The organism is Immundisolibacter sp. (genome assembly GCF_041601295.1).
Lineage (GTDB): Bacteria > Pseudomonadota > Gammaproteobacteria > Immundisolibacterales > Immundisolibacteraceae > Immundisolibacter.
On sequence record NZ_JBFIII010000021.1, the window covers coordinates 15,623 to 34,028 of the forward strand.

The 18,406-nt window shown below is 65.2% G+C and carries 19 protein-coding genes; 6 read left to right on the forward strand and 13 right to left on the reverse strand.

Translation table 11 applies throughout. The annotated features are described in order from the left end of the window. Nucleotides 1-256: 256 nt before the first annotated feature. The gene (locus ABZF37_RS04395) at nt 257-2,044 is read left to right on the forward strand and encodes a sigma 54-interacting transcriptional regulator (protein ID WP_372717170.1); all 1,788 of its coding nucleotides are present in this window, start codon (nt 257-259) and stop codon (nt 2,042-2,044) included. Nucleotides 2,045-2,064: 20 nt separating this feature from the next. Here the strand turns inward: ABZF37_RS04395 and ABZF37_RS04400 are convergent, their stop codons facing one another. The 9 genes from ABZF37_RS04400 to glyA form a co-directional block, all read right to left on the reverse strand. Further along, nucleotides 2,065-2,571, reverse strand: a complete 507-nt coding sequence (locus ABZF37_RS04400; RefSeq protein ID WP_372717172.1) for a phosphatidylglycerophosphatase A — start codon at nt 2,569-2,571, stop codon at nt 2,065-2,067. Then, nucleotides 2,555-3,508, reverse strand: a complete 954-nt coding sequence (gene thiL, locus ABZF37_RS04405; RefSeq protein WP_372717174.1) for a thiamine-phosphate kinase — start codon at nt 3,506-3,508, stop codon at nt 2,555-2,557. The genes ABZF37_RS04400 and thiL overlap by 17 nt, the downstream gene beginning before the upstream one ends. Before the next feature lie 35 nt (nt 3,509-3,543). Then, nucleotides 3,544-3,969 (reverse strand): transcription antitermination factor NusB, encoded by a 426-nt coding sequence (nusB, locus tag ABZF37_RS04410; RefSeq protein ID WP_372717176.1) that lies wholly within the window; start codon nt 3,967-3,969, stop codon nt 3,544-3,546. Between the two features lie 16 nt (nt 3,970-3,985). Continuing rightward, entirely contained in the window at nt 3,986-4,465 is a 480-nt protein-coding gene (gene ribE / locus ABZF37_RS04415; RefSeq protein ID WP_372717178.1) for a 6,7-dimethyl-8-ribityllumazine synthase, read from the reverse strand. Nucleotides 4,466-4,474: 9 nt separating this feature from the next. After that, a complete protein-coding gene (ribBA, locus tag ABZF37_RS04420; RefSeq protein WP_372717207.1) occupies nt 4,475-5,599 on the reverse strand; it encodes a bifunctional 3,4-dihydroxy-2-butanone-4-phosphate synthase/GTP cyclohydrolase II in 1,125 nt (374 codons plus the stop codon). 5 nt (nt 5,600-5,604) lie between these two features. Further along, nucleotides 5,605-6,249, reverse strand: a complete 645-nt coding sequence (locus ABZF37_RS04425; RefSeq protein ID WP_372717180.1) for a riboflavin synthase — start codon at nt 6,247-6,249, stop codon at nt 5,605-5,607. A 21-nt stretch (nt 6,250-6,270) separates the two neighbouring features. Next, nucleotides 6,271-7,359, reverse strand: coding sequence for a bifunctional diaminohydroxyphosphoribosylaminopyrimidine deaminase/5-amino-6-(5-phosphoribosylamino)uracil reductase RibD (gene ribD / locus ABZF37_RS04430; RefSeq protein WP_372717182.1), 1,089 nt, complete (start codon nt 7,357-7,359; stop codon nt 6,271-6,273). After that, a complete protein-coding gene (gene nrdR / locus ABZF37_RS04435; protein ID WP_372717185.1) occupies nt 7,356-7,829 on the reverse strand; it encodes a transcriptional regulator NrdR in 474 nt (157 codons plus the stop codon). Before nrdR ends, ribD begins: the two co-directional genes overlap by 4 nt. Before the next feature lie 176 nt (nt 7,830-8,005). Next, a complete protein-coding gene (gene glyA, locus ABZF37_RS04440; protein ID WP_372717187.1) occupies nt 8,006-9,268 on the reverse strand; it encodes a serine hydroxymethyltransferase in 1,263 nt (420 codons plus the stop codon). Between the two features lie 129 nt (nt 9,269-9,397). On the opposite strand from glyA, the gene ABZF37_RS04445 reads away from it, so the two are divergent. Next, complete coding sequence (locus tag ABZF37_RS04445) at nt 9,398-10,195, forward strand: DNA-3-methyladenine glycosylase I (protein WP_372717189.1); 798 nt, start codon at nt 9,398-9,400, stop codon at nt 10,193-10,195. Nucleotides 10,196-10,201: 6 nt separating this feature from the next. Here the strand turns inward: ABZF37_RS04445 and ABZF37_RS04450 are convergent, their stop codons facing one another. Then, entirely contained in the window at nt 10,202-10,864 is a 663-nt protein-coding gene (locus ABZF37_RS04450) for an outer membrane protein assembly factor BamE (protein WP_372717191.1), read from the reverse strand. A 179-nt stretch (nt 10,865-11,043) separates the two neighbouring features. On the opposite strand from ABZF37_RS04450, the gene fur reads away from it, so the two are divergent. After that, nucleotides 11,044-11,487 (forward strand): ferric iron uptake transcriptional regulator, encoded by a 444-nt coding sequence (fur, locus tag ABZF37_RS04455; protein WP_372717193.1) that lies wholly within the window; start codon nt 11,044-11,046, stop codon nt 11,485-11,487. A 23-nt stretch (nt 11,488-11,510) separates the two neighbouring features. Here the strand turns inward: fur and ABZF37_RS04460 are convergent, their stop codons facing one another. From ABZF37_RS04460 to ABZF37_RS04470, 3 genes are read right to left on the reverse strand one after another with little or no spacing between them, the layout of a single operon-like run. Continuing rightward, nucleotides 11,511-12,011: an N-acetyltransferase gene (locus ABZF37_RS04460; RefSeq protein WP_372717195.1), complete on the reverse strand. Its 501-nt coding sequence runs from the start codon at nt 12,009-12,011 to the stop codon at nt 11,511-11,513. Between the two features lie 3 nt (nt 12,012-12,014). Beyond that, a complete protein-coding gene (gene recN / locus ABZF37_RS04465; RefSeq protein ID WP_372717197.1) occupies nt 12,015-13,688 on the reverse strand; it encodes a DNA repair protein RecN in 1,674 nt (557 codons plus the stop codon). A 2-nt stretch (nt 13,689-13,690) separates the two neighbouring features. Beyond that, complete coding sequence (locus tag ABZF37_RS04470; protein WP_372717199.1) at nt 13,691-14,560, reverse strand: NAD(+)/NADH kinase; 870 nt, start codon at nt 14,558-14,560, stop codon at nt 13,691-13,693. 187 nt (nt 14,561-14,747) lie between these two features. Here ABZF37_RS04470 and hrcA point away from each other — a divergent pair, with 187 nt between their 5' ends. The 3 genes from hrcA to dnaK all read left to right on the forward strand — a co-directional run. Further along, the gene (gene hrcA, locus ABZF37_RS04475) at nt 14,748-15,830 is read left to right on the forward strand and encodes a heat-inducible transcriptional repressor HrcA (protein WP_372717201.1); all 1,083 of its coding nucleotides are present in this window, start codon (nt 14,748-14,750) and stop codon (nt 15,828-15,830) included. Between the two features lie 72 nt (nt 15,831-15,902). Further along, nucleotides 15,903-16,448, forward strand: coding sequence for a nucleotide exchange factor GrpE (gene grpE, locus ABZF37_RS04480; RefSeq protein WP_372717203.1), 546 nt, complete (start codon nt 15,903-15,905; stop codon nt 16,446-16,448). A 71-nt stretch (nt 16,449-16,519) separates the two neighbouring features. After that, on the forward strand, nt 16,520-18,406 hold a 1,887-nt coding region (dnaK, locus tag ABZF37_RS04485; protein ID WP_372717205.1), incomplete at its 3' end, for a molecular chaperone DnaK.

Here is an 18,406-nt window from a genome sequence, read left to right on the forward strand (position 1 = left end):
GACCAGTACATGCCCGCCGAGGCATGTTTGGTCAGACCCGGCGCACTGCCGCATCCGTCGACAGCCCTTTGGTACTCAGGCTTGTTAACTCTCGCATCGGCCGTGCCATATCACCGTTTTTGCTTTTAATGCTTACTCTCCTCACCGTTGTCGCTATTAAACAGGCGAATAGCCACACAAAATCGCCACGCTTTATGGACGAAAATGTCACTTCGACCTAGACTCCGAACCGACCACTTACCAATTTGTAAACGCCATGACCAAAAATCCCAAGCGTCGCCTGACAACAGCAGCCGCCAACCTTACCTACCAATGGGAAGGCGATACCAATGCTTTTCCGGACGTCAAGGATCTGGTCGGTCGCTTGCGGTTTTCCCCGTCCGAGGGCCGCATCTGGCTGGACGACCAGCGCTCGATCCTGATGCGCGGCACCGCCTTTGGCAGCTTGCGGCGGGAGTTCATCGAGGCGGTCGGCTTTACCCTGGCGCGGACCGCGCTGAAACGGGTTGGTTATGCCGAGGGCACACGCGACGCCGAACTGGCGCGCCGGGTGCAGCCTAAAGGCGCCTTTATTGATGTGTTCGCTGTCGGTCCCCAGGTTTACGCTCTGAGCGGCCTCGGCTGGCTGCAGGTGCTTGAACTACGCGTTGAGGAAGCCACCAATGCTTTCTATGGCGAGTTCCTGCTGCGCGACTCGGTGGAAGCGGACACCCACCTGCAAACCATCGGCGTGAGCGCCGAACCTGTGTGCTGGACGGCAGTCGGCTATGGCAGCGGCTATAGCAGCGCCTTCGCGGGCCGACCCATTATTGTCGACGAAGTCGAGTGCCGAGCCATGGGCCATGCCCAGTGCCGTCTGGTCGGCCGACCGATCGAGGACTGGAATCTGCGCCGCGAGAAGCCGCTCTACTTTCGGCCGCAAGACTTCGTCAATCGCTTCAACAACGCAGCCGACGACCCGGATGCGGATTCGGCAGTACCCGGGCCAGACGTAGACGTGGTTGGAATATCAGCAGGCTTTGGCGCCGCCCTGCACCTGCTGGGCAAGGCCGCGCCAACCGACGTCACGGTGTTGTTCCTGGGCGAAACCGGCGTCGGCAAAGAGGTGTTTGCGCGCATGCTGCATCGCATGGGGCCACGCGCCGCTCAGCCATTCGTGGCGGTCAATTGCGCTGCCCTGCCGGAAACGCTGATCGAAGCCGAGCTGTTCGGCGTGGTCAAGGGCGCCTACACCGGCGCCAGCGAGTCCCGCCCCGGCCGTTTCGAACGGGCCAACGAAGGCACCCTGTTTCTGGACGAGATCGGCAGCCTGACCCTGGGCGCTCAGGCCAAACTGTTGCGAGCCTTGCAGGAGGGCGAAATCGAGCGTGTCGGCGACAGCCATACGCGCCAGGTCAACGTCCGCTTGCTGGCCGCCACCAATATCGATTTGAAAGACGCCGTCGCAAAAGGCAGCTTTCGCGAGGATCTCTACTTCCGCCTCACCACCTTCCCGGTACGTATCCCGCCACTGCGCGAGCGACGCGACGACATTCCACTGTTGATGCGCCATTTCGTACATCGCTTCAGCCGTCGACACGGCAAAGCGATCAGCGGTTTTGCGGCTGAGGCGGTGGAAGCGCTGCTGAATTTCGCATTCCCGGGCAACATCCGGGAGCTTGAAAACATGATCGAGCGCGGCGTACTGCTGGCGGACGATAACGAACCGATCGGCGTCCCGCATTTGTTCACCTCCCCTCAAGCGGCATCGCCGGTGACATTTGGCATCGACGCCAGCGGTCACCTGGCCGGGCGCGGAAAAACACCCGAGGATGCCGATAGCACGCTGCGAGATCGACTTGCACCGCTGCTGGAAACCGATGCCGCGTCGGGAATGGGGCTGGACGCGGTAGAGCAGACCTTGATGGATATCGCCATCGAACAAGCCGATGGCAACCTTGCCAAAGCTGCGCGACGACTTGGCATCAGCCGTCGCCAACTCGCCTACCGGCTGGAGAAGCGTGGCTCGAGTCCAGCGCAAAAGCGTGAGGCGATTACCGACTGAATCCGCCCATCGAGACGCGCTTACTGCGGCAGCACCCCCGCCAATTGCGCCAGCTGCAATGTCACCCCGGCCAGCAGCGCGGCGGCAAGGTCATCCAGCATCACGCCAAGTCCGCCGCCAACCTGCCGGTCAAGCGCGCCGACTGGCCACGGCTTGAGAATGTCAAACACACGAAACAACGCGAAGCCGAGCGCATAGTGCGGCAAGGACAGCGGCACTGCCAGCAGGGTCAGTGTCATGCCGACCACCTCGTCCCAGACGATGGCCGGGTGGTCCGACACGCCCAGCCGCCGCCCGGCGACCCCGCAACACCAGACACCCAGCCCGCTTAGTAATGCCAGCACACCGGCGGCCAGTGGCACGGATAACAAGGTCAGCGCCGCCGCCAGTGGCAAACCGAGCAAGGCCCCGCAGGTGCCCGGCGCGCGTGGCGCAAGTCCGGCCCCGAACCCAAGCGCAATCATGCAGGCCGGATCGCGCAGCACGCCGGCCGGCGGCCGCCGCGGCCTGTTAGCGGAAGTGGTCATGGCCCGCCAAAACCGGCAGCCGCGCCACGCCGTCCGCGCCAATCAGGCGCACCCCTGGCGTTGCCTCTATGTGGCCCACGCAGGCAATCGGACAGCCAACAGTCCGGGCCGCCGCAGCGAGCGCCGACTCATGATCTGGCGGTACCGTAAAACACAGCTCGTAATCGTCCCCGGCACTGATCAGCGCCTCGCAGGAACTCAGCTGAAGCGCGCCGGCCGGCAGCGGCAGGCGGGCAGCATCCAGCCGTGCACCGACGCCACTGGCCAGGCACAGGTGTCCAAGATCGGCCAGCAGGCCGTCCGAGATATCAATGGCGGCGCTGGCCAGGCCGCGCAGCGCCAGGCCCAGAGCCACCCGCGGCTGTGGGTAGTCGAGCCGCTGCGCGGCATGTGTCGCCAGTAAAGGCGGCAGTTCAAGCGACCCGCGCCGGGCCCGTACGGCAAGGCCGGCGGCACCGACTTCGCCGCTCACATAAACGGCATCGTCTACCTGAGCGCCACCGCGGCGCAGCGCCTGACCCTGCGGCACAAATCCAAGCGCCGTCACCGTCACCGTCAGCGGCCCGCGGCAGGTATCGCCGCCCACCAGACTGACGCCACAGGTGCGCGCCAGGGCGCCAAAACCATCGCTGAAGGCGGTCAACCAAACGTCGTCCACGCCCGGCAGGGCAAGCGCGAGCAGAACCCATGCCGGCCGCGCGCCCATCGCCGCCAGATCCGACAAATTCACTGCCAGGGCCTTGTGGCCCAGCGCCGCGGGCGGGCAGTCGGCAAAAAAATGGACGCCTTCGACCAGGCTATCGACGGTGGCAACCAGCTCCTGGCCGCTAGGCGGGGTGAGTAATGCAGCGTCATCGCCCACCGAAAGCGCGACATCGGGTCTGACCGGCGTCAGCCCGGAGAAATGTCGGGCAATGAGCTCAAATTCACCGGGCATGGCGGCACAAGCCAGGGGGAAGGTCGCAGAGACCGCTAAAGCGCGCGTTCTGCGACGCGCAATTCGCGCGCCAAGCGGTCCAGCACCGCGTTCACGTAGCGGTGCGCCTGATCGCCTCCGAACTGCTTGGCCAGCTCAAGCGCCTCGCTGATGACCACCCGAAACGGTATATCCCAGCGCGCATCAAGCTCATACAGCCCCAGCCACAGGATGGCGCGCTCAACCGGGTCCAGCTGCTCCAGCGGTCGATCGAGCATGGGCGCCAGACGGGTGTCGAACTCCGCCCAACGACGGTCGACCTGGGTCAGCAGTTCGTGGAAATAGTCGACGTCGATATCACCCAATTCCCGCTCGGCGAGTAGCTGCGCTTCGATGCTGGACAAACTGTCGTCACCCGACAGCTGCCACTGATACAGCGCCTGCAGCGCGCCGCGGCGCGCCTTGGAACGGGCTCGGGACATCTGTGCATATGCTCCGTCAGCCGATCGCAGCCAGCAGATTCACCATCTCCAGCGCCGACAGGGCAGCATCAGCGCCCTTGTTGCCGGCCTTGGTACCCGCCCGCTCGATGGCCTGTTCGATGCTGTCCACCGTCAGCACCCCAAATGCCACCGGCAGACCACTGCCGAGCGCCACCGCGGACACGCCCTTGGCGCACTCGCCAGCGACGAAATCGAAATGCGGCGTGGCGCCACGGATCACGCAACCGAGTGCGATCAACGCGTCAACGCGCCCGGACTCCGCCAGACGCTTGGCCGCCAGCGGCAATTCGAACGCCCCCGGCACCCAGGCCACGGTGATGTCTGTGTCGGCCACGCCGTGCCGGCGCAAGGTGTCAACGGCGGCGGCCAACAGACGCTCGCTGATGAAGTCGTTGAAACGCCCAACGACAATGCCGTACCGGCTGCCGGCACGCGCCGACAAGTCCCCCGACAAACGTGTGTAAGACGAACTCATGGCTTTGACTTATCCGTGAAGCGCCGCATCGGGCGGCACAAATTCAACCAGCTCCAGGCCGAAACCGGCCAGGCCATGCAGTTTACGCGGCTTGCCCATGATGCGCATACGACCCACTCCCAACTGCGCCAGGATCTGCGCTCCGACCCCGTGCATGCGCAGCTCGGGGTTTGGCTCAAGACCTGGCAACGACAGCCCCAGGTGACGCATTTTGTAGGACTGCACCTCGCGCAGCAGGGTCTGCGGCAGGTCGTTCGGACTGAGCAGCACCAGCACGCCGCGGCCACTGTCGGCAATGGCCGCCAGCGCCCGACGCACGCTCCAGTGCTGCCCGGCGTGCGCGCCCAGAATATCGCGCAGCACACTGGCCTGCTGCACCCGAACCAGCGCAACCTGGTCGGGCTGGATGTCGCCCATCACCAGGGCCAGATGCACCTCGCCGTGGTCGATTTCGTGAAACGCCACCAACCGAAAACTCCCGAACTCACTCTCGAAGCGGCTCTCTGCCACCCATTCGACTGAGCGCTCCAGGTCAACGCGATGACGGATCAGGTCGGCGATGGTACCGATCTTCAGGCCATGGGCCTGGGCGAACTCCAGCAGCTGCGGGTAACGCGCCATGGTGCCGTCTTCGTTCAGTATCTCGACGATCACCGCCGCCGGCTCGTAACCGGCCAGACGCGCCAGGTCACAGCCGGCCTCGGTGTGGCCGGCGCGCGAAAGCACGCCGCCCGGCTGGGCGCGTAGCGGAAAAATATGCCCCGGCATGACGATATCGCCCGGCACCGCTTCAGGTCGTACCGCCACCCGTACCGTGACCGACCGATCGGCGGCCGAAATGCCGGTAGTGACACCGCTGGCCGCCTCGATGGACACCGTGAAATTGGTGGTGTTCTTGTCATTGTTGTCGACCACCATCAGCGGCAGGTTCAACTGGCGGCAACGGGCCTCGGTCAGGGTCAGGCAGATCAGACCACGCCCGTAGCGCGCCATGAAGTTGATGGCCTCCGGTGTCACGCACTCGGCCGCCAGGATCAGATCACCCTCGTTCTCGCGGTCGGCGTCATCCATCAGAATCACCATCCGTCCGGCCTTGACGTCGGCGATGATTTCCTCGGCGGTGTTCAGCTGCAATGTGTTCATCGGTCCAGGAATCCGTGCTCGGTCAGCAAGGGCAGATTGACGCCAGTCTCGGCGCGTCCCAGCAGGCGCTCCAGGTAGCGGGCCAGCAGGTCGACTTCGAGGTTTACCCGGCCGCCGGCGACAAGCTCGCCGAGGGTGGTGTGCTCCAGCGTGTGAGGCACGATATTGACACCAAACTCGGCGCCACTGACGGTATTGACGGTCAGGCTGACGCCATCGATGGTGATTGACCCCTTAGCCGCGATGTAGTGCGCCAGCGGCTGCGGTGCGCGCAGCATAAAACGCTGCGAGCGCCCATCGGCGCGGCGCGACACCACCTCACCGACGCCATCGACGTGGCCGCTGACCAAATGCCCGCCGAGGCGATCGACCAGCTTGAGCGCCCGCTCCAGGTTAACCCGATGGCCGACTGCCCAATGCTCGGCGCAGGTGCAGGCCAATGTCTCGGCCGAGACATCGGCGACGAAACCCCCGGTGGTGAAGGCCACCGCGGTCAGGCAGACGCCGCCAACCGAAATGCTCTCACCCAGGTCGCCATCCGCCAGAAACATGTCGCCGCTGGCAATGCGCAGGCGCGCGTCGCCGGCGCGACGTTCAATGGCGGCGATTCGCCCGACTGCCGTAACAATGCCGGTGAACATAAGCTTTACCCCAGGTAGCGGTCAGCGCCCGGCCAGTGGGCGCAGGCGCAGGCGCAGATCGGGGCCGAACGCTTGCACGTCCAGCAGTTCAAGTTCGAACCGCTCATCCATGCGGTTGACGCCGGGCAGTTCGAACACCGGCCGCGCGCCGTTGCCCAGCAGGTGCGGGGCAATGTAGACGATGATCTCGTCCACCAAGCCCGTCACGATGAAGGCGCCGGCCAGACGCGGCCCGGCCTCGACCAGCGCCTCGTTACACTCGCGCCGGCCAAGCTCGTCCAGCACCGCGCCAAGATCGACTCCGTCGGGCGTTGGCCGCAGGCACAGCACCTGGGCACCACTGGCGATCAGCGCGTCGGTCCTCGCGCGATCCTCGCTGTGCGTTACCACCAACGTTTCCCCTGGCTCTGCCAACAGGCGAGCGGTCGGCGACAAGCCAAGCTGCCTGTCCAGCACTACCCGCATCGGCTGCTCGGTGGCCTCGGGCAAACGGACCGTCAGCGACGGATCGTCGGCCAGCGCCGTGCCGATGCCGGTGACGATGGCCTGTGAGCGTCCACGCCAGCGCTGCACATCGGCCCGCGCAGCGGGACCCGTGATCCAGCGCGATTCGCCGTCCGCCAGCGCGCTGCGCCCATCCAGGCTCTGCGCCATCTTGACCCGCACATACGGTCTGCCGGTTCGCATGCGCTTGATGAAACCCGGATTCAGCGCTGCCGCCGATGCCGCCTCCAAGCCACACTCGACGACGATACCGGCATTGCGTAAGCGCTCGATGCCACGGCCAGCCACCCGGGGATTCGGATCTTCCATCGCGACGACCACCCGGCGCAGGCCGGCAGCAATCAGGGCGTCCGCGCACGGCGGCGTGCGGCCATGGTGTGCACACGGCTCCAGCGTCACATAGGCAGTGGCGCCGTTGGCGCGCGAGCCCGCTTCGGCCAAGGCGTTCGCCTCTGCGTGTGGTTCGCCAGCGCGGCGATGAAAACCCGTTCCCACGCGCACGCCACGGCGCACCAGCAGGCAGCCGACCAGGGGGTTGGGAGCCGCCCCGTAGCGCCCACCCTCGGCCAGTCCGAGCGCCTCGCGCATCCAGTCGGCGTCGGTCATGGCGGATCGCTGACCAGGCCGGCGCGCTCGAGCCGCTCCACTTCGTCGCGGAACGCGCGCAGGTCCTCAAAGCTCCGGTATACGGACGCGAAGCGGACGTACGCGACCGGGTCCAGCACGCTCAGTTCCTCCATCAGCCACTCGCCGAGCTGGCGCGAACCGCACTCGCGCTCGCCCAGGCTTAGAAGCTTGCGCTTGATGCGCACCAGCACGGCGTCGACCTGGTCGCTGCGGACAGGTCGTTTTTCAAGTGCTCGCTCCATGCCGGCACGCAACTTCGCCTCGTCGAACGGCACCCGCCCGCCATCGCGCTTGACGATGCGTGGCCAGGACAGTTCCGCTTGCTCGAAGGTGGTAAAGCGAGCCTGACAAGTCAGGCACTCACGCCGCCGCCGAACCCGGTCGCCCTCCTCCGCCAGACGCGAGTCGACAACGCGGGTGTCCGATGCGGCGCAAAACGGGCAACGCACGGCGCGTGGCCTATCGGACTGTTGAAAAAGGGCTTTCCTGCCCTTTTTCAAGCCAGTCCGGCGCGGCGCCGGCCCGCGCCAAGCTACCCAGACCCGGCCCGCAACGCGCTTGATCTGCTGGCAAGCCATCCCTGGTTTGCCAAGCAGGCCCCCGAAAAAGCGCTCTCATCGGCTTGCTAATCGCCGTAAACCGGAAAGCGCTGACACAGTGCCAACACCTGCGCCTTGACGCGCCGCTGCACAGCCGCGGTTTCCGGATCATCGAGAATGTCGCAGATCCAGCCGGCCAGCTCCCCCATTTCTTGCCGGACGAAGCCTCGGGTAGTGGACGCCGGTGTGCCGATGCGGATGCCGCTGGTAACAAAGGGGCTCTGCGGATCACCCGGCACCGCATTCTTGTTGACCGTAATGTTGGCCGCGCCCAGCGCCGCTTCGGCTGCCTTGCCGGTCAGTCCCTTGGCAATCAGGTCGACCAGGAACAGGTGATTGTCGGTACCACCCGACACCACCTTGTAGCCACGCCCGACGATGACCTCGGCCATGGCGCGGGCATTGTCCACGACCGCGCGCTGGTAGTCCTTGAAGTCGGGCTGCAAGGCCTCAAGAAACGACACCGCCTTGGCCGCGATGACGTGCATCAGCGGCCCGCCCTGCCCACCGGGGAACACCGCGGAATTGAGCTTTTTCTCAATGTCCGGGTTGGCACGGGCCAGGATCAGGCCGCCGCGAGGCCCGCGCAAGGTCTTGTGGGTGGTGGACGTGGTGACGTCGGCGATGGCTACCGGGCTCGGGTACAGACCCGCCGCCACCAGTCCCGCCACATGCGCCATGTCCACGACCAGGTAGGCACCAACGGCGTCGGCAATCGCCCGGAAGCGGTTCCAATCCATGGCGCGTGAATAGGCACTGAAACCGGCGACAACCACCTTCGGACGGCACTCGCGCGCCAGATGTTCCACGTGCTCGTAGTCGATCAGACCGGTGGCGATGTCGATGCCGTACTGCACGCCGCGGTAGATCTTGCCCGAGAAGCTGACCGACGCGCCGTGCGTCAGATGCCCGCCGTGGGCCAGGCTCATGCCCAGCAGCGTGTCGCCCGGCTCCATCAGCGCCATGAACACCGCCGCGTTGGCCTGCGAGCCCGAATGCGGCTGCACGTTGGCGTAATCGGCACCGAACAGCTCGCGTGCCCGCTCGATGGCCAGCCGCTCGGCCACGTCCACGTACTCGCAGCCACCGTAGTAGCGGCGCCCGGGGTAGCCCTCGGCGTATTTGTTGGTCAGCTGCGAACCCTGCGCCGCCAGCACGCGCGGGCTGGCATAGTTCTCGGAGGCGATCAGCTCGACATGCTCTTCCTGGCGCCGCGCCTCGGCCTGCATCGCCTGCCACAGATCGGGATCGAAATCGGCGATGGTCATGGCACGACTGAACAAGAGCATTACTCCAGAAAACGCAAGGCGGGCTGGCCGCCGATCGGATCGGCGCGCAAGTTTAACAGGCCACCGCTTGCCGCCGACGCGCTGGACCGGTCTACTTAAGCGCCTCGTTCGCCCTTTCCAGTACTGCCCGTGAATCACGCCAACGCCGCCGACCTGGCCGATATCTTCCGGCGCATTGATGCAAGCTGCCAGCGGCTGGAACTGGAAGGCGCCCAGAACCTGCCAGAGCCCACCACGTGGGCCATTCTGCCGCGCCACGACAGCGACGAAGAACTATTCGAGGAACTGTGTTTTCACATGTTCGCGGCCGGCTTCTCACGCGAAGTCGTGCGCAACAAGTGGCCCGCAACGCGCAAGGCATTCGCCGATTTCAACATCGCGGAGCTGGCCGCGTGGGACGCCGCGCGACTGCTGCCGCTGTTCACGGACCGGGGCCTGATCCGCAACCGGCGCAAGATCGAGTCGGTCCGGCACAACGCCGAGATTGTGCAGGGGATCGCCGCGGAGCATGGCTCGTTCGGTGCCTGGTTGCGCAGTTACACCCCTGACACGCTGCATCTGCTGCACCAGGAGGTTGCCCGGCACTTCGCCAGCGTTGGACCCAGCGCCAGCGAGTGGTTCTTGCTGTCGTCGGGTTTCCCGTTTTACTTTCGCACCGACCACGCCGAACGCCTGTTAAAACGCCTGGGCCTGCTCCCGGCACGCGTACGGCAGGGCGACTTCAACGCGGTGATGCAAGCCCTGCACCAGGCCAGTGGCGCCAGCCACTGGCAGCTGAGCGCACAGATGTTCCGCTTTGCCAGCGGCTTTCATCTGCGCGAGGGCGTGTGTCAGGAGTTGCCTCACTGCGCGAAGTGCCCTTTGTGGGATCACTGCGCCTACTTCAATCAGGCGGGCAACCCGCCTGGCACCGGCAAAGACGCCTGAGCAGTATCAGCGGGCGAGCGGTCCCAGCAGGCCGTCAAACATCCCAGGCTCTTCGTCTGTCCCTGCGGACTGGCGGTCCGGCTCCGGTGCCGTGGAGTCAGCTGCCTGCGTACCTTCGACCGTTTCGTACTGGCGCGCTTCTTCGGTCTCTACAAACCTCGCCAGATCACGTCGACCGGGCTGTTTCCTGTCCCCACCACCCACGCCGCGAAACAGGCGCGCCAGACGGCTGTCCGATTGCTCGATATCGGCCGGCACGTCGACCGTGGTGCGGGTTTTTGCGATCAAGAGGTTTTTCTCGCGGGCGTCGGCTACGGGCACCACATCGCCCTCCACCCGAACCAGGCGGTCCGCGCCAAATTGCAGAGATACCGTGCGTTGGGCCCTGCTGTGGTAGCCCTTGCGCTCGGTGTAGACATAGTCCCAGCGGTCGTCCGTGAACGGATCGCGCAACTGCGGCGTACCCAGCAGCAGGCGAACCTGCTCCCGATCCATCCCCAGTTGCAGGCGTGCCAACATTGTGGCGTCGACCACATTACCCTGGCGGATATCCATGCGGTAAGGAGAGAGCACCGGAATCCATGGCCGGGCGTCGGCCGCATCCGGCTGACGCCCGGCGCAGCCACTCATCAACACGATCAGGACCAAGGCCGTTAGCGAGCGAAACATAGGCAAGCAATTCCAGGCGGGGCGCAGGCGTTTGGACCAACGGCGGCCAAACGGGATGGATGGCGGCTAGTCTACAATGGGCTACCATGCCCAGGCGGAAAGGCTGGCGACGGATTCGTCCAGAATGTCTGGTACGCGCCCCGTTGTGATGCTTTCGCCCAAGCCGCCAGAGAACGCCCATGGCCAACAGTACTGCCCTGCGCGACGCCGGACTCAAGGTCACCACGCCGCGCCTGCGCATCCTGGAATTCCTGGAAAAAAGCGACCAGCGGCACGTCACCGCCGAGGATGTATACCGCGCCCTGCTCGACAGCAGCGAGGAAGTTGGCCTGGCCACCATTTACCGCGTGCTCACCCAGTTCGAGCAGGCCGGCCTGGTGGTTCGGCACCACTTCGAGAGCGAGCGTTCGGTCTTCGAGCTTGGCACGGGCACCGGACCCTGCCACCACGATCACCTGGTCTGCGAACGCTGCGGGGCGGTGCTGGAGTTTCGCGACGACACCATCGAGGCGGCGCAGCAGCGCATCGCGGCGGAGCGCGGCTTCAAAGTGACCGACCACAGCCTGTACATCCATGGTGTGTGCGCTACCTGCCAGCGCTTGAACGCCGAGCGGGGGCGCTGAAACGGACCGGCAATCACATCCGCCTATCCGGATGCCGCAACGGTGCCCGGCACCTCATCCAGGCGCAGCATCACCGCGATCTCATCGCAGCGATTGAATTTGTAGCACTTGACACACACTTGCCAGACCTTCTCCGGCAGGCTGTCCTTGTCCACCACCTCAAAGCCCAGGCGGGCGAAAAACCCCGGCACGTAGGTCAGCGCCATCAGCCGTTTCAGGCCCAGCTCGCGCGCCTGCTGGACCAGGGCTTGTGTCACCTGCTCGCCCATGCCACGGCGCTGGAACATCGGCGCCACGGCGAGACTCCGCACCTCACCCAGATCAGGCCCCATGATTTCCAGCGCGCCCACGCCAGCCAGGGTGACATCCTGTTCCGCCACCACAAAATCGCGCACGTGACGGACCAGGTTCTCCTGGGTGCGCGGCAGCAGGTTGCCCGCCGCGGCCTGTTCGCGCAGCAAGGCATGAATCGCCGGCACGTCGCTCATCCGGCCGGCCCGCAAGATAAGTCCTGGCTCACTCATCACTCACACTCGCTGGGCCGCAGTCAACATCTCGGCAGCGTGGGCGCGGGTGCGCTCGGTGATGGTGACACCGCCCAGCATGCGCGCTATTTCGTCGACCCGCGCGCTCGGCGGCAGCTGTTCCACCGCGGTAACGGTACCCACCTGGTCCGCGTGTTTGCTCACCCGCAGGTGATTCCGGGCCAACGCCGCCACCTGCGGCAGATGGGTGATGCACAGCACCTGCCGCTGCCCACCAAGCGCACGCAGCAGGCGCCCAACCGTCTCGGCCACGGCGCCGCCGATACCGACGTCCACCTCGTCGAAAACCAGTGTCGGTACTTCGCCCTGAGCCAGGGTGACGGTATGGATCCCCAGACTGATGCGTGACAGCTCCCCACCGGAGGCTACCCGCGCCAACGACCGGGGTTCATCGCCGGCATTGGCGCGGATTCGAAACTCCACGCTTTCGGCGCCAGCAGCACTGCCATTGCCAGAATCCAGCGGCAGCAACAGCGCGTCGAAGCTCGCCCCGGGCATGCCCAGTCCGTTGATGCAATCGGTCACCTCGGGCGCCAAGCGCTCAGCGGCCGCGCCGCGTGCCTCGGTCAATGCTGCCGCGACCGCCTGGTAGTGCGCCCATGCGGCGCGCTCGGCTTGCTCCAGCGAAGCGCGGCCTGGACCGTCATCGTCCAGCAAATCAAGCTCGGCACGCAGACACTGGTGCAGCGCAGCGAGTTCCATCGGCGGCACCTGGTGCTTGCGTGCCAGCGCCATCGCGGCCCCCACCCGGTCCTCCAGCCAGCGCGCTCGCGCCGGGTCGATATCCATGGCATCCAGGTAATGCCGCAGCGCCGATGACGCCTCGCCAAGCTGCACCAGCGCGCCGTCCAGCGGCGTGACGATCTCGCTCAGGCGTTCGTCATACCCACACAACTTGCTCAGCTGTGCAGCAGCCTGGGCCAGCAACGCGTAGGCGTTGGGGCTGTCCTCGTCCAGCGCACGCAGCGCCGCCGCCCCACCCTCGGCCAGGGTCTGCGCATGGCCGGCTCGCCGCTGCTCGGCGTCCAGTTGCGGCCATTCGTCCGGCGCCAGCGCCAGCGCGTCCAGCTCCTGCAGCTGATAGCGCAGCAGGTCAAGCCGTTCCGCACGCCCGGCGCTGGCCGCGGCCGCGGCATCAAGCGCCCGACTGGCCAGCTGCCAGGCTTCATAGGCAGCTGCCACTTCGGCCAGCAACGGCTCCGTACCCGCGTAGCGATCGAGTAGCGCGCGCTGTGCCTGCGGGCGCAGCAAGGCCTGGTAAGCGTGCTGGCCATGAATATCCACCAGCTGCTGGCCAAGCTCGCGTAGCAGCCCCGCCGCCACTGGCCGACCATTCACATAGGAGCGGGAGCGCCCGTCCGCCCGCACGGTGCGTCGCACAATACAGTCGCTGCCGTCGGCCAGGTCATTTGCCTGCAACCAGGCCTGTGCCGCCGCCACGGCGGCGACGTCGAACGCCGCCGTGACATCGGCCTGCTCGCAGCCGGCGCGAATCACGTCCACCCCCGCCCGTTCGCCCAGCGAGAGCAATAACGCGTCAACTACCAAAGATTTGCCGGCGCCGGTCTCGCCGGTCACGGCAGTGAAGCCGGTATCGAACTCGAGTTCCGCCGCCTCAACGATGGCGAAGTTGGTGATGCGTAACCCGACCAACACCGTCAGCCACCCCAGTGCAGCTTGGTGCGCAGCAAGTCGAAGTATTGGTAACCCACCGGATGAATCAGGCGCTGTGGTTGCTCCCGGGCAGATATCCGCACTCGATCGCCAATCTCCAGGGTGATGCTGTGTTGGCCGTCGCATACCACGCGTGCCTTGGACCAGTTATCGCGGGTCAACTCGATCTCAACCGCCTGATTAGCGCCCAGCACCACCGGCCGGATCGCCAGCGTGTGCTGACAGATGGGTACCACCACCAAGGCCCGCAAGTCCGGATACAGAATTGGCCCCCCCGCCGACAGGGCATACGCGGTAGACCCTGTGGGGGTCGCAACGATCACCCCGTCGGCGCGCTGACGGTTCAGCAACCGGCCACCGGCACGGGTCTCGAACTCAATCATCGTCAGGCTGTCCCATTTGTGCAGCACCAGCTCATTCAGAGCCGTTGTGCTGCGCAGGAGTTCGTCGCCCCGGCGGATCTCCACGTCCAACAACAGCCTTTCCTCGGCAAAGAACTCCCCCAGCAGAACAGCAGGCAGAACCTGGAAAGTGTCATCGGGCGACACGTCGGCCAGAAACCCCAGACGGCCAAGATTGATACACAGCAGGGGAATATCGAGCTTCGCGACAATGCGGCTGGCGGCCAGCAGCGTACCGTCGCCGCCCAACACGATGCCCATATCCGTACCGTCCAGCGCCAGGCGGTCGCGCAACGCGGCATCCTGGGAAGGTCCCCAGTGCGGGAAAATTTGCGCGCCGCCGACGGTGCAACCCAACTGCGGAAGCACCTCACGCAGACGATCGGCAAGTTGTCGCACCACGGCGTCGTCGCGGTGCCACAGCAGGGCGGGACGACTGAACACGAGTGGCATGGGGACCCTCAAGCGTGGGGCGGAACGCGCGCGACTCTAGCACGCGCGCGCCGCGCTCCCGGCACATCCAGCGGCACAGCGAGCGAGTGCCGGCCAGCGACTCATGGGGGCTGGAATGCCAGAGCGCCGCGTCATGTGTTTATAGTATGGGCAGACCGCTTGTTGTGTCGGCAAACCTGGGTTCGCCGTGCCTGCGTCCAGAAATACCTCCGCTGATGACCTGAACGACCGTACCCTGGCCTTGCTCAAGGGGCTGGTGGAACATTACGTCGTCGACGGGCGGCCGGTTGGCTCCAAAACCCTGGCGCGCGATCTGGGTCTTGGCCTGAGCTCGGCGACACTACGCAACATCATGGCCGACCTTGAACGGCTGGGCCTGATCTGCGCGCCGCACACCTCCGCGGGCCGGGTGCCGACCGCCAAGGGCCTGCGCGTGTTCATCGACAACCTGATCAAGGTCAGGCCGATAGACCGTGCCGAAGAAGGCAAGTTACGACGGGGGCTGGGCGAGGGCAGCCACCCGGACGGGCTGGTGGAGGCGGCCAGCAAACTGCTGGCCGAGCTCAGCCAGCAGGCCGGTGTGGTCCTGCTGCCACGGCGCCAGGTGGCTTGCTTGCGCCAGGTGGATTTCGTCACCCTGTCCGAGGGACGGTTGCTGGTAATCCTGGTTACCGATGACGGCCGCGTGCACAACTGGGTAGTGGAGCACCCTCACAACTACGGCGAATCTGAACTGACCCGGGCCGCGAACTACCTGAACGAGAACTTCGTCGGCCACACGCTGGCGCAGATGCGCACCGCCATAGTCCGCGAGCTACAGCGGGCGCAGGCTGAGGTTGGCGCCGTCATGGCGACCATGGTCGAACTCGCGAACCGACTGATTCCACCGCCCACTGACGGCGCACCAAGCGGCGATTACCTGATCCGTGGCGAGTCCAATTTGCTCGCCAACGTCAATCCGGCAGCGGACTTGAGCAAGTTGCAGACGCTGTTTCGGGCTTTTGGCGAGAAGCGCGAGCTGCTGCACCTGCTCGATCAGTGCTTGCAAGGCCAGGGTGTGCAGATTTTTCTGGGCGCCGAATCGGGTTACCAGTTTCTGGGCGACTACAGCCTGGTCACCGCGCCCTACGAGATGGACGGCCAGATCGTGGGCGCACTCGGCGTCATCGGCCCCTCGCGCATGCCCTACGAGCGCGTAGTCGCGGTGGTGGATGTGACGGCCCGTCTGCTCGGGGCGGCCTTGAATCGTCGCCTGCCGGCCCCAAGCTGATTGCTGCCGGCTTGCCGGGCTTGCTGTCGGCCCGCGACGCGCGCCGGCCACATTAACTTTTGAGAGTTGTTGATGAACGACCAAACCGATTCGTCCGACGCCGATCCGGCCAACGGCGATACCGACCAGACCCAGGAACCGCCAAGCGGCATAGAAGAAACCTTGGAGCAAGCGCAGGCGCGCGCGGACCAGGCTCGTGACCAGATGCTGCGCGCCCACGCCGATATCGAGAACCTTCGCCGACGTTACGAGCGCGAGGTACAAAACGCCTCGCGCTACGGCACGGAAATGCTCATTGCCGAACTGCTGCCGGTCAAGGACAGCCTGCAAGAGGCCCTCAAGGCAGCGGCGGTCGATGACCTCGACGCGGCCACGGCGCTTGGCAAAATCATCGAAGGCACGCGCCTGACGCTCGACATTCTGGACAAGGCACTGGCCAAGTCCGGCCTTAGCGAAGTTCACCCGCAGGGCGAGCCATTCAATCCCGAGCTGCACCAGGCCTTGAGCCTGGCCGACGCGGCCGAGCTGCCGTCCAACCACGTCGTACACGTTGTACAGACCGGCTACCGGCTGCACGATCGACTGGTACGCCCAGCCATGGTGGTGGTTTCAAGGTAAGCGCTTGAAATCGCGGTACGCCGACTCCACCTAAGCGAACAAGCCGCCAACCCTATCTACGGAGCAAGTACATGGGCAGAATCATCGGTATCGATCTTGGTACCACCAATTCCTGCGTTGCCGTCATGGAGGGCGGCAAGGCGCGCGTGATCGAAAACGCCGAGGGTGACCGTACCACGCCGTCCATCGTCGCCTTCACCAAGGACGACGAGGTGCTGGTCGGCCAGTCAGCCAAGCGCCAGGCTGTCACCAACCCGCACAACACGCTGTACGCGGTAAAGCGCCTGATCGGCCGTCGCTTCGACGACGCGGTGGTCAAGAAAGACATCGGCATGGTGCCGTACAAGATCATCAAGGCCGACAACAACGACGCCTGGGTCGAGGTCGACGGCAAGAAGATGGCGCCGCCGGAAATTTCCGCGCGCGTGCTGCAGAAAATGAAAAAAACCGCCGAGGATTACCTGGGCGAGCCGGTCACCGAGGCGGTCATCACCGTGCCGGCCTACTTCAACGACTCCCAGCGCCAGGCCACCAAGGACGCCGGTCGCATCGCCGGGCTTGAGGTCAAGCGCATCATCAACGAGCCGACCGCGGCCGCGCTGGCCTATGGTCTGGACAAGAAGCGCGGCGACCAGAAGGTGGCCGTGTACGACCTGGGCGGCGGCACCTTCGACATCTCCATCATCGAGATTGCGGAGGTGGATGGCGAGCACCAGTTCGAAGTGCTCGCAACCAACGGCGACACCTTCCTGGGTGGTGAGGACTTCGACGTCCGCTTGATGAATTACCTGGCCGACACCTTCAAAAAGGATAACGGCGTCGACCTGCGCAATGACCCGCTGGCCCTGCAGCGTCTGAAGGAAGGCGCGGAAAAAGCCAAGATCGAACTGTCCTCGGCGCAGCAGACCGAAATCAACCTGCCCTATATCACCGCCGACGCCAGCGGACCGAAGCATCTGAATCTGAAGCTGACCCGGGCCAAACTCGAATCGCTGGTGGAAGACCTGATCACCCGCACCATGGAGCCGTGCCGGATTGCGCTCAAGGATGCGGGCCTCGGCGGCACGCAAATCGACGAAGTAATCCTGGTCGGCGGCCAGACCCGCATGCCCAAGGTGCAGGAGGCGGTCAAGGATTTCTTTGGCAAGGAGCCGCGCAAGGACGTCAATCCGGACGAGGCGGTCGCCGTGGGCGCCGGCATCCAGGCCGCCGTGCTGGCCGGTGAAGTCAAGGACGTGCTGCTGCTGGACGTTACTCCGCTGTCGCTGGGCATCGAGACCCTGGGCGGCGTGATGACCAAGCTGATCGAGAAAAACACCACCATCCCGACCCGAGCCGCGCAGACCTTCTCGACCGCGGATGACAACCAGACGGCGGTGACGGTCCATGTGTTGCAGGGTGAGCGCGAACTGGCCAGCGGCAACAAGTCGCTGGGCAAGTTCGACCTGACCGAAATTCCGCCTGCCCCCCGCGGCATGCCGCAGGTCGAGGTCACCTTCGATATCGACGCCAACGGCATCCTGCACGTCTCTGCCAAGGACAAGGCGACCGGCAAGGAGCAGAAGATCGTCATCAAGGCCTCCAGCGGCCTGTCCGACGATGAGGTGCAGCGCATGGTCCGCGACGCCGAGGCGCATGCCGAGGAAGACCGCCAAACGGTGGCCCTGGTGCTCGCCCGAAATCAGGGCGAGAACATGGTCTACCAGGTCAGAAAAACCTTGAGCGACCTGGGCGAAAAGCTGGACAGTGGCGAGAAGGAAGGCGCCGAGACCGCCATCGCCACCCTGGAAGAGGCGCTCAAGGGCGATGACAAGGACGCGATCGAAACGGCTACGGCAACGCTATCCACGCTCTCCCACAGCCTCGCTGAGAAGCTTCAAAGCGACCAGGGCGAACCTCCGGCAGGCCAGGACGGGTCCGGTGGCAAGGCCGGCGACGATGTCGTGGACGCGGAATTC

Bases quoted from the DNA above. Each gene is read 5' to 3' on its own strand.
- ABZF37_RS04470 (WP_372717199.1), bottom strand. From the start codon at position 14,560: ATGCCACTCGTGTTCAGTCGTCCCGCCCTGCTGTGGCACCGCGACGAC.
- thiL (WP_372717174.1), bottom strand. From the start codon at position 3,508: ATGCCCGGTGAATTTGAGCTCATTGCCCGACATTTCTCCGGGCTGACG.
- ABZF37_RS04450 (WP_372717191.1), bottom strand. From the start codon at position 10,864: ATGTTTCGCTCGCTAACGGCCTTGGTCCTGATCGTGTTGATGAGTGGC.
- ABZF37_RS04400 (WP_372717172.1), bottom strand. From the start codon at position 2,571: ATGACCACTTCCGCTAACAGGCCGCGGCGGCCGCCGGCCGGCGTGCTG.
- ribD (WP_372717182.1), bottom strand. From the start codon at position 7,359: ATGACCGACGCCGACTGGATGCGCGAGGCGCTCGGACTGGCCGAGGGT.
- ABZF37_RS04425 (WP_372717180.1), bottom strand. From the start codon at position 6,249: ATGTTCACCGGCATTGTTACGGCAGTCGGGCGAATCGCCGCCATTGAA.
- ABZF37_RS04460 (WP_372717195.1), bottom strand. From the start codon at position 12,011: ATGAGTGAGCCAGGACTTATCTTGCGGGCCGGCCGGATGAGCGACGTG.
- nusB (WP_372717176.1), bottom strand. From the start codon at position 3,969: ATGTCCCGAGCCCGTTCCAAGGCGCGCCGCGGCGCGCTGCAGGCGCTG.
- grpE (WP_372717203.1), top strand. From the start codon at position 15,903: ATGAACGACCAAACCGATTCGTCCGACGCCGATCCGGCCAACGGCGAT.
- ABZF37_RS04395 (WP_372717170.1), top strand. From the start codon at position 257: ATGACCAAAAATCCCAAGCGTCGCCTGACAACAGCAGCCGCCAACCTT.
- glyA (WP_372717187.1), bottom strand. From the start codon at position 9,268: ATGCTCTTGTTCAGTCGTGCCATGACCATCGCCGATTTCGATCCCGAT.
- fur (WP_372717193.1), top strand. From the start codon at position 11,044: ATGGCCAACAGTACTGCCCTGCGCGACGCCGGACTCAAGGTCACCACG.
- ribE (WP_372717178.1), bottom strand. From the start codon at position 4,465: ATGAGTTCGTCTTACACACGTTTGTCGGGGGACTTGTCGGCGCGTGCC.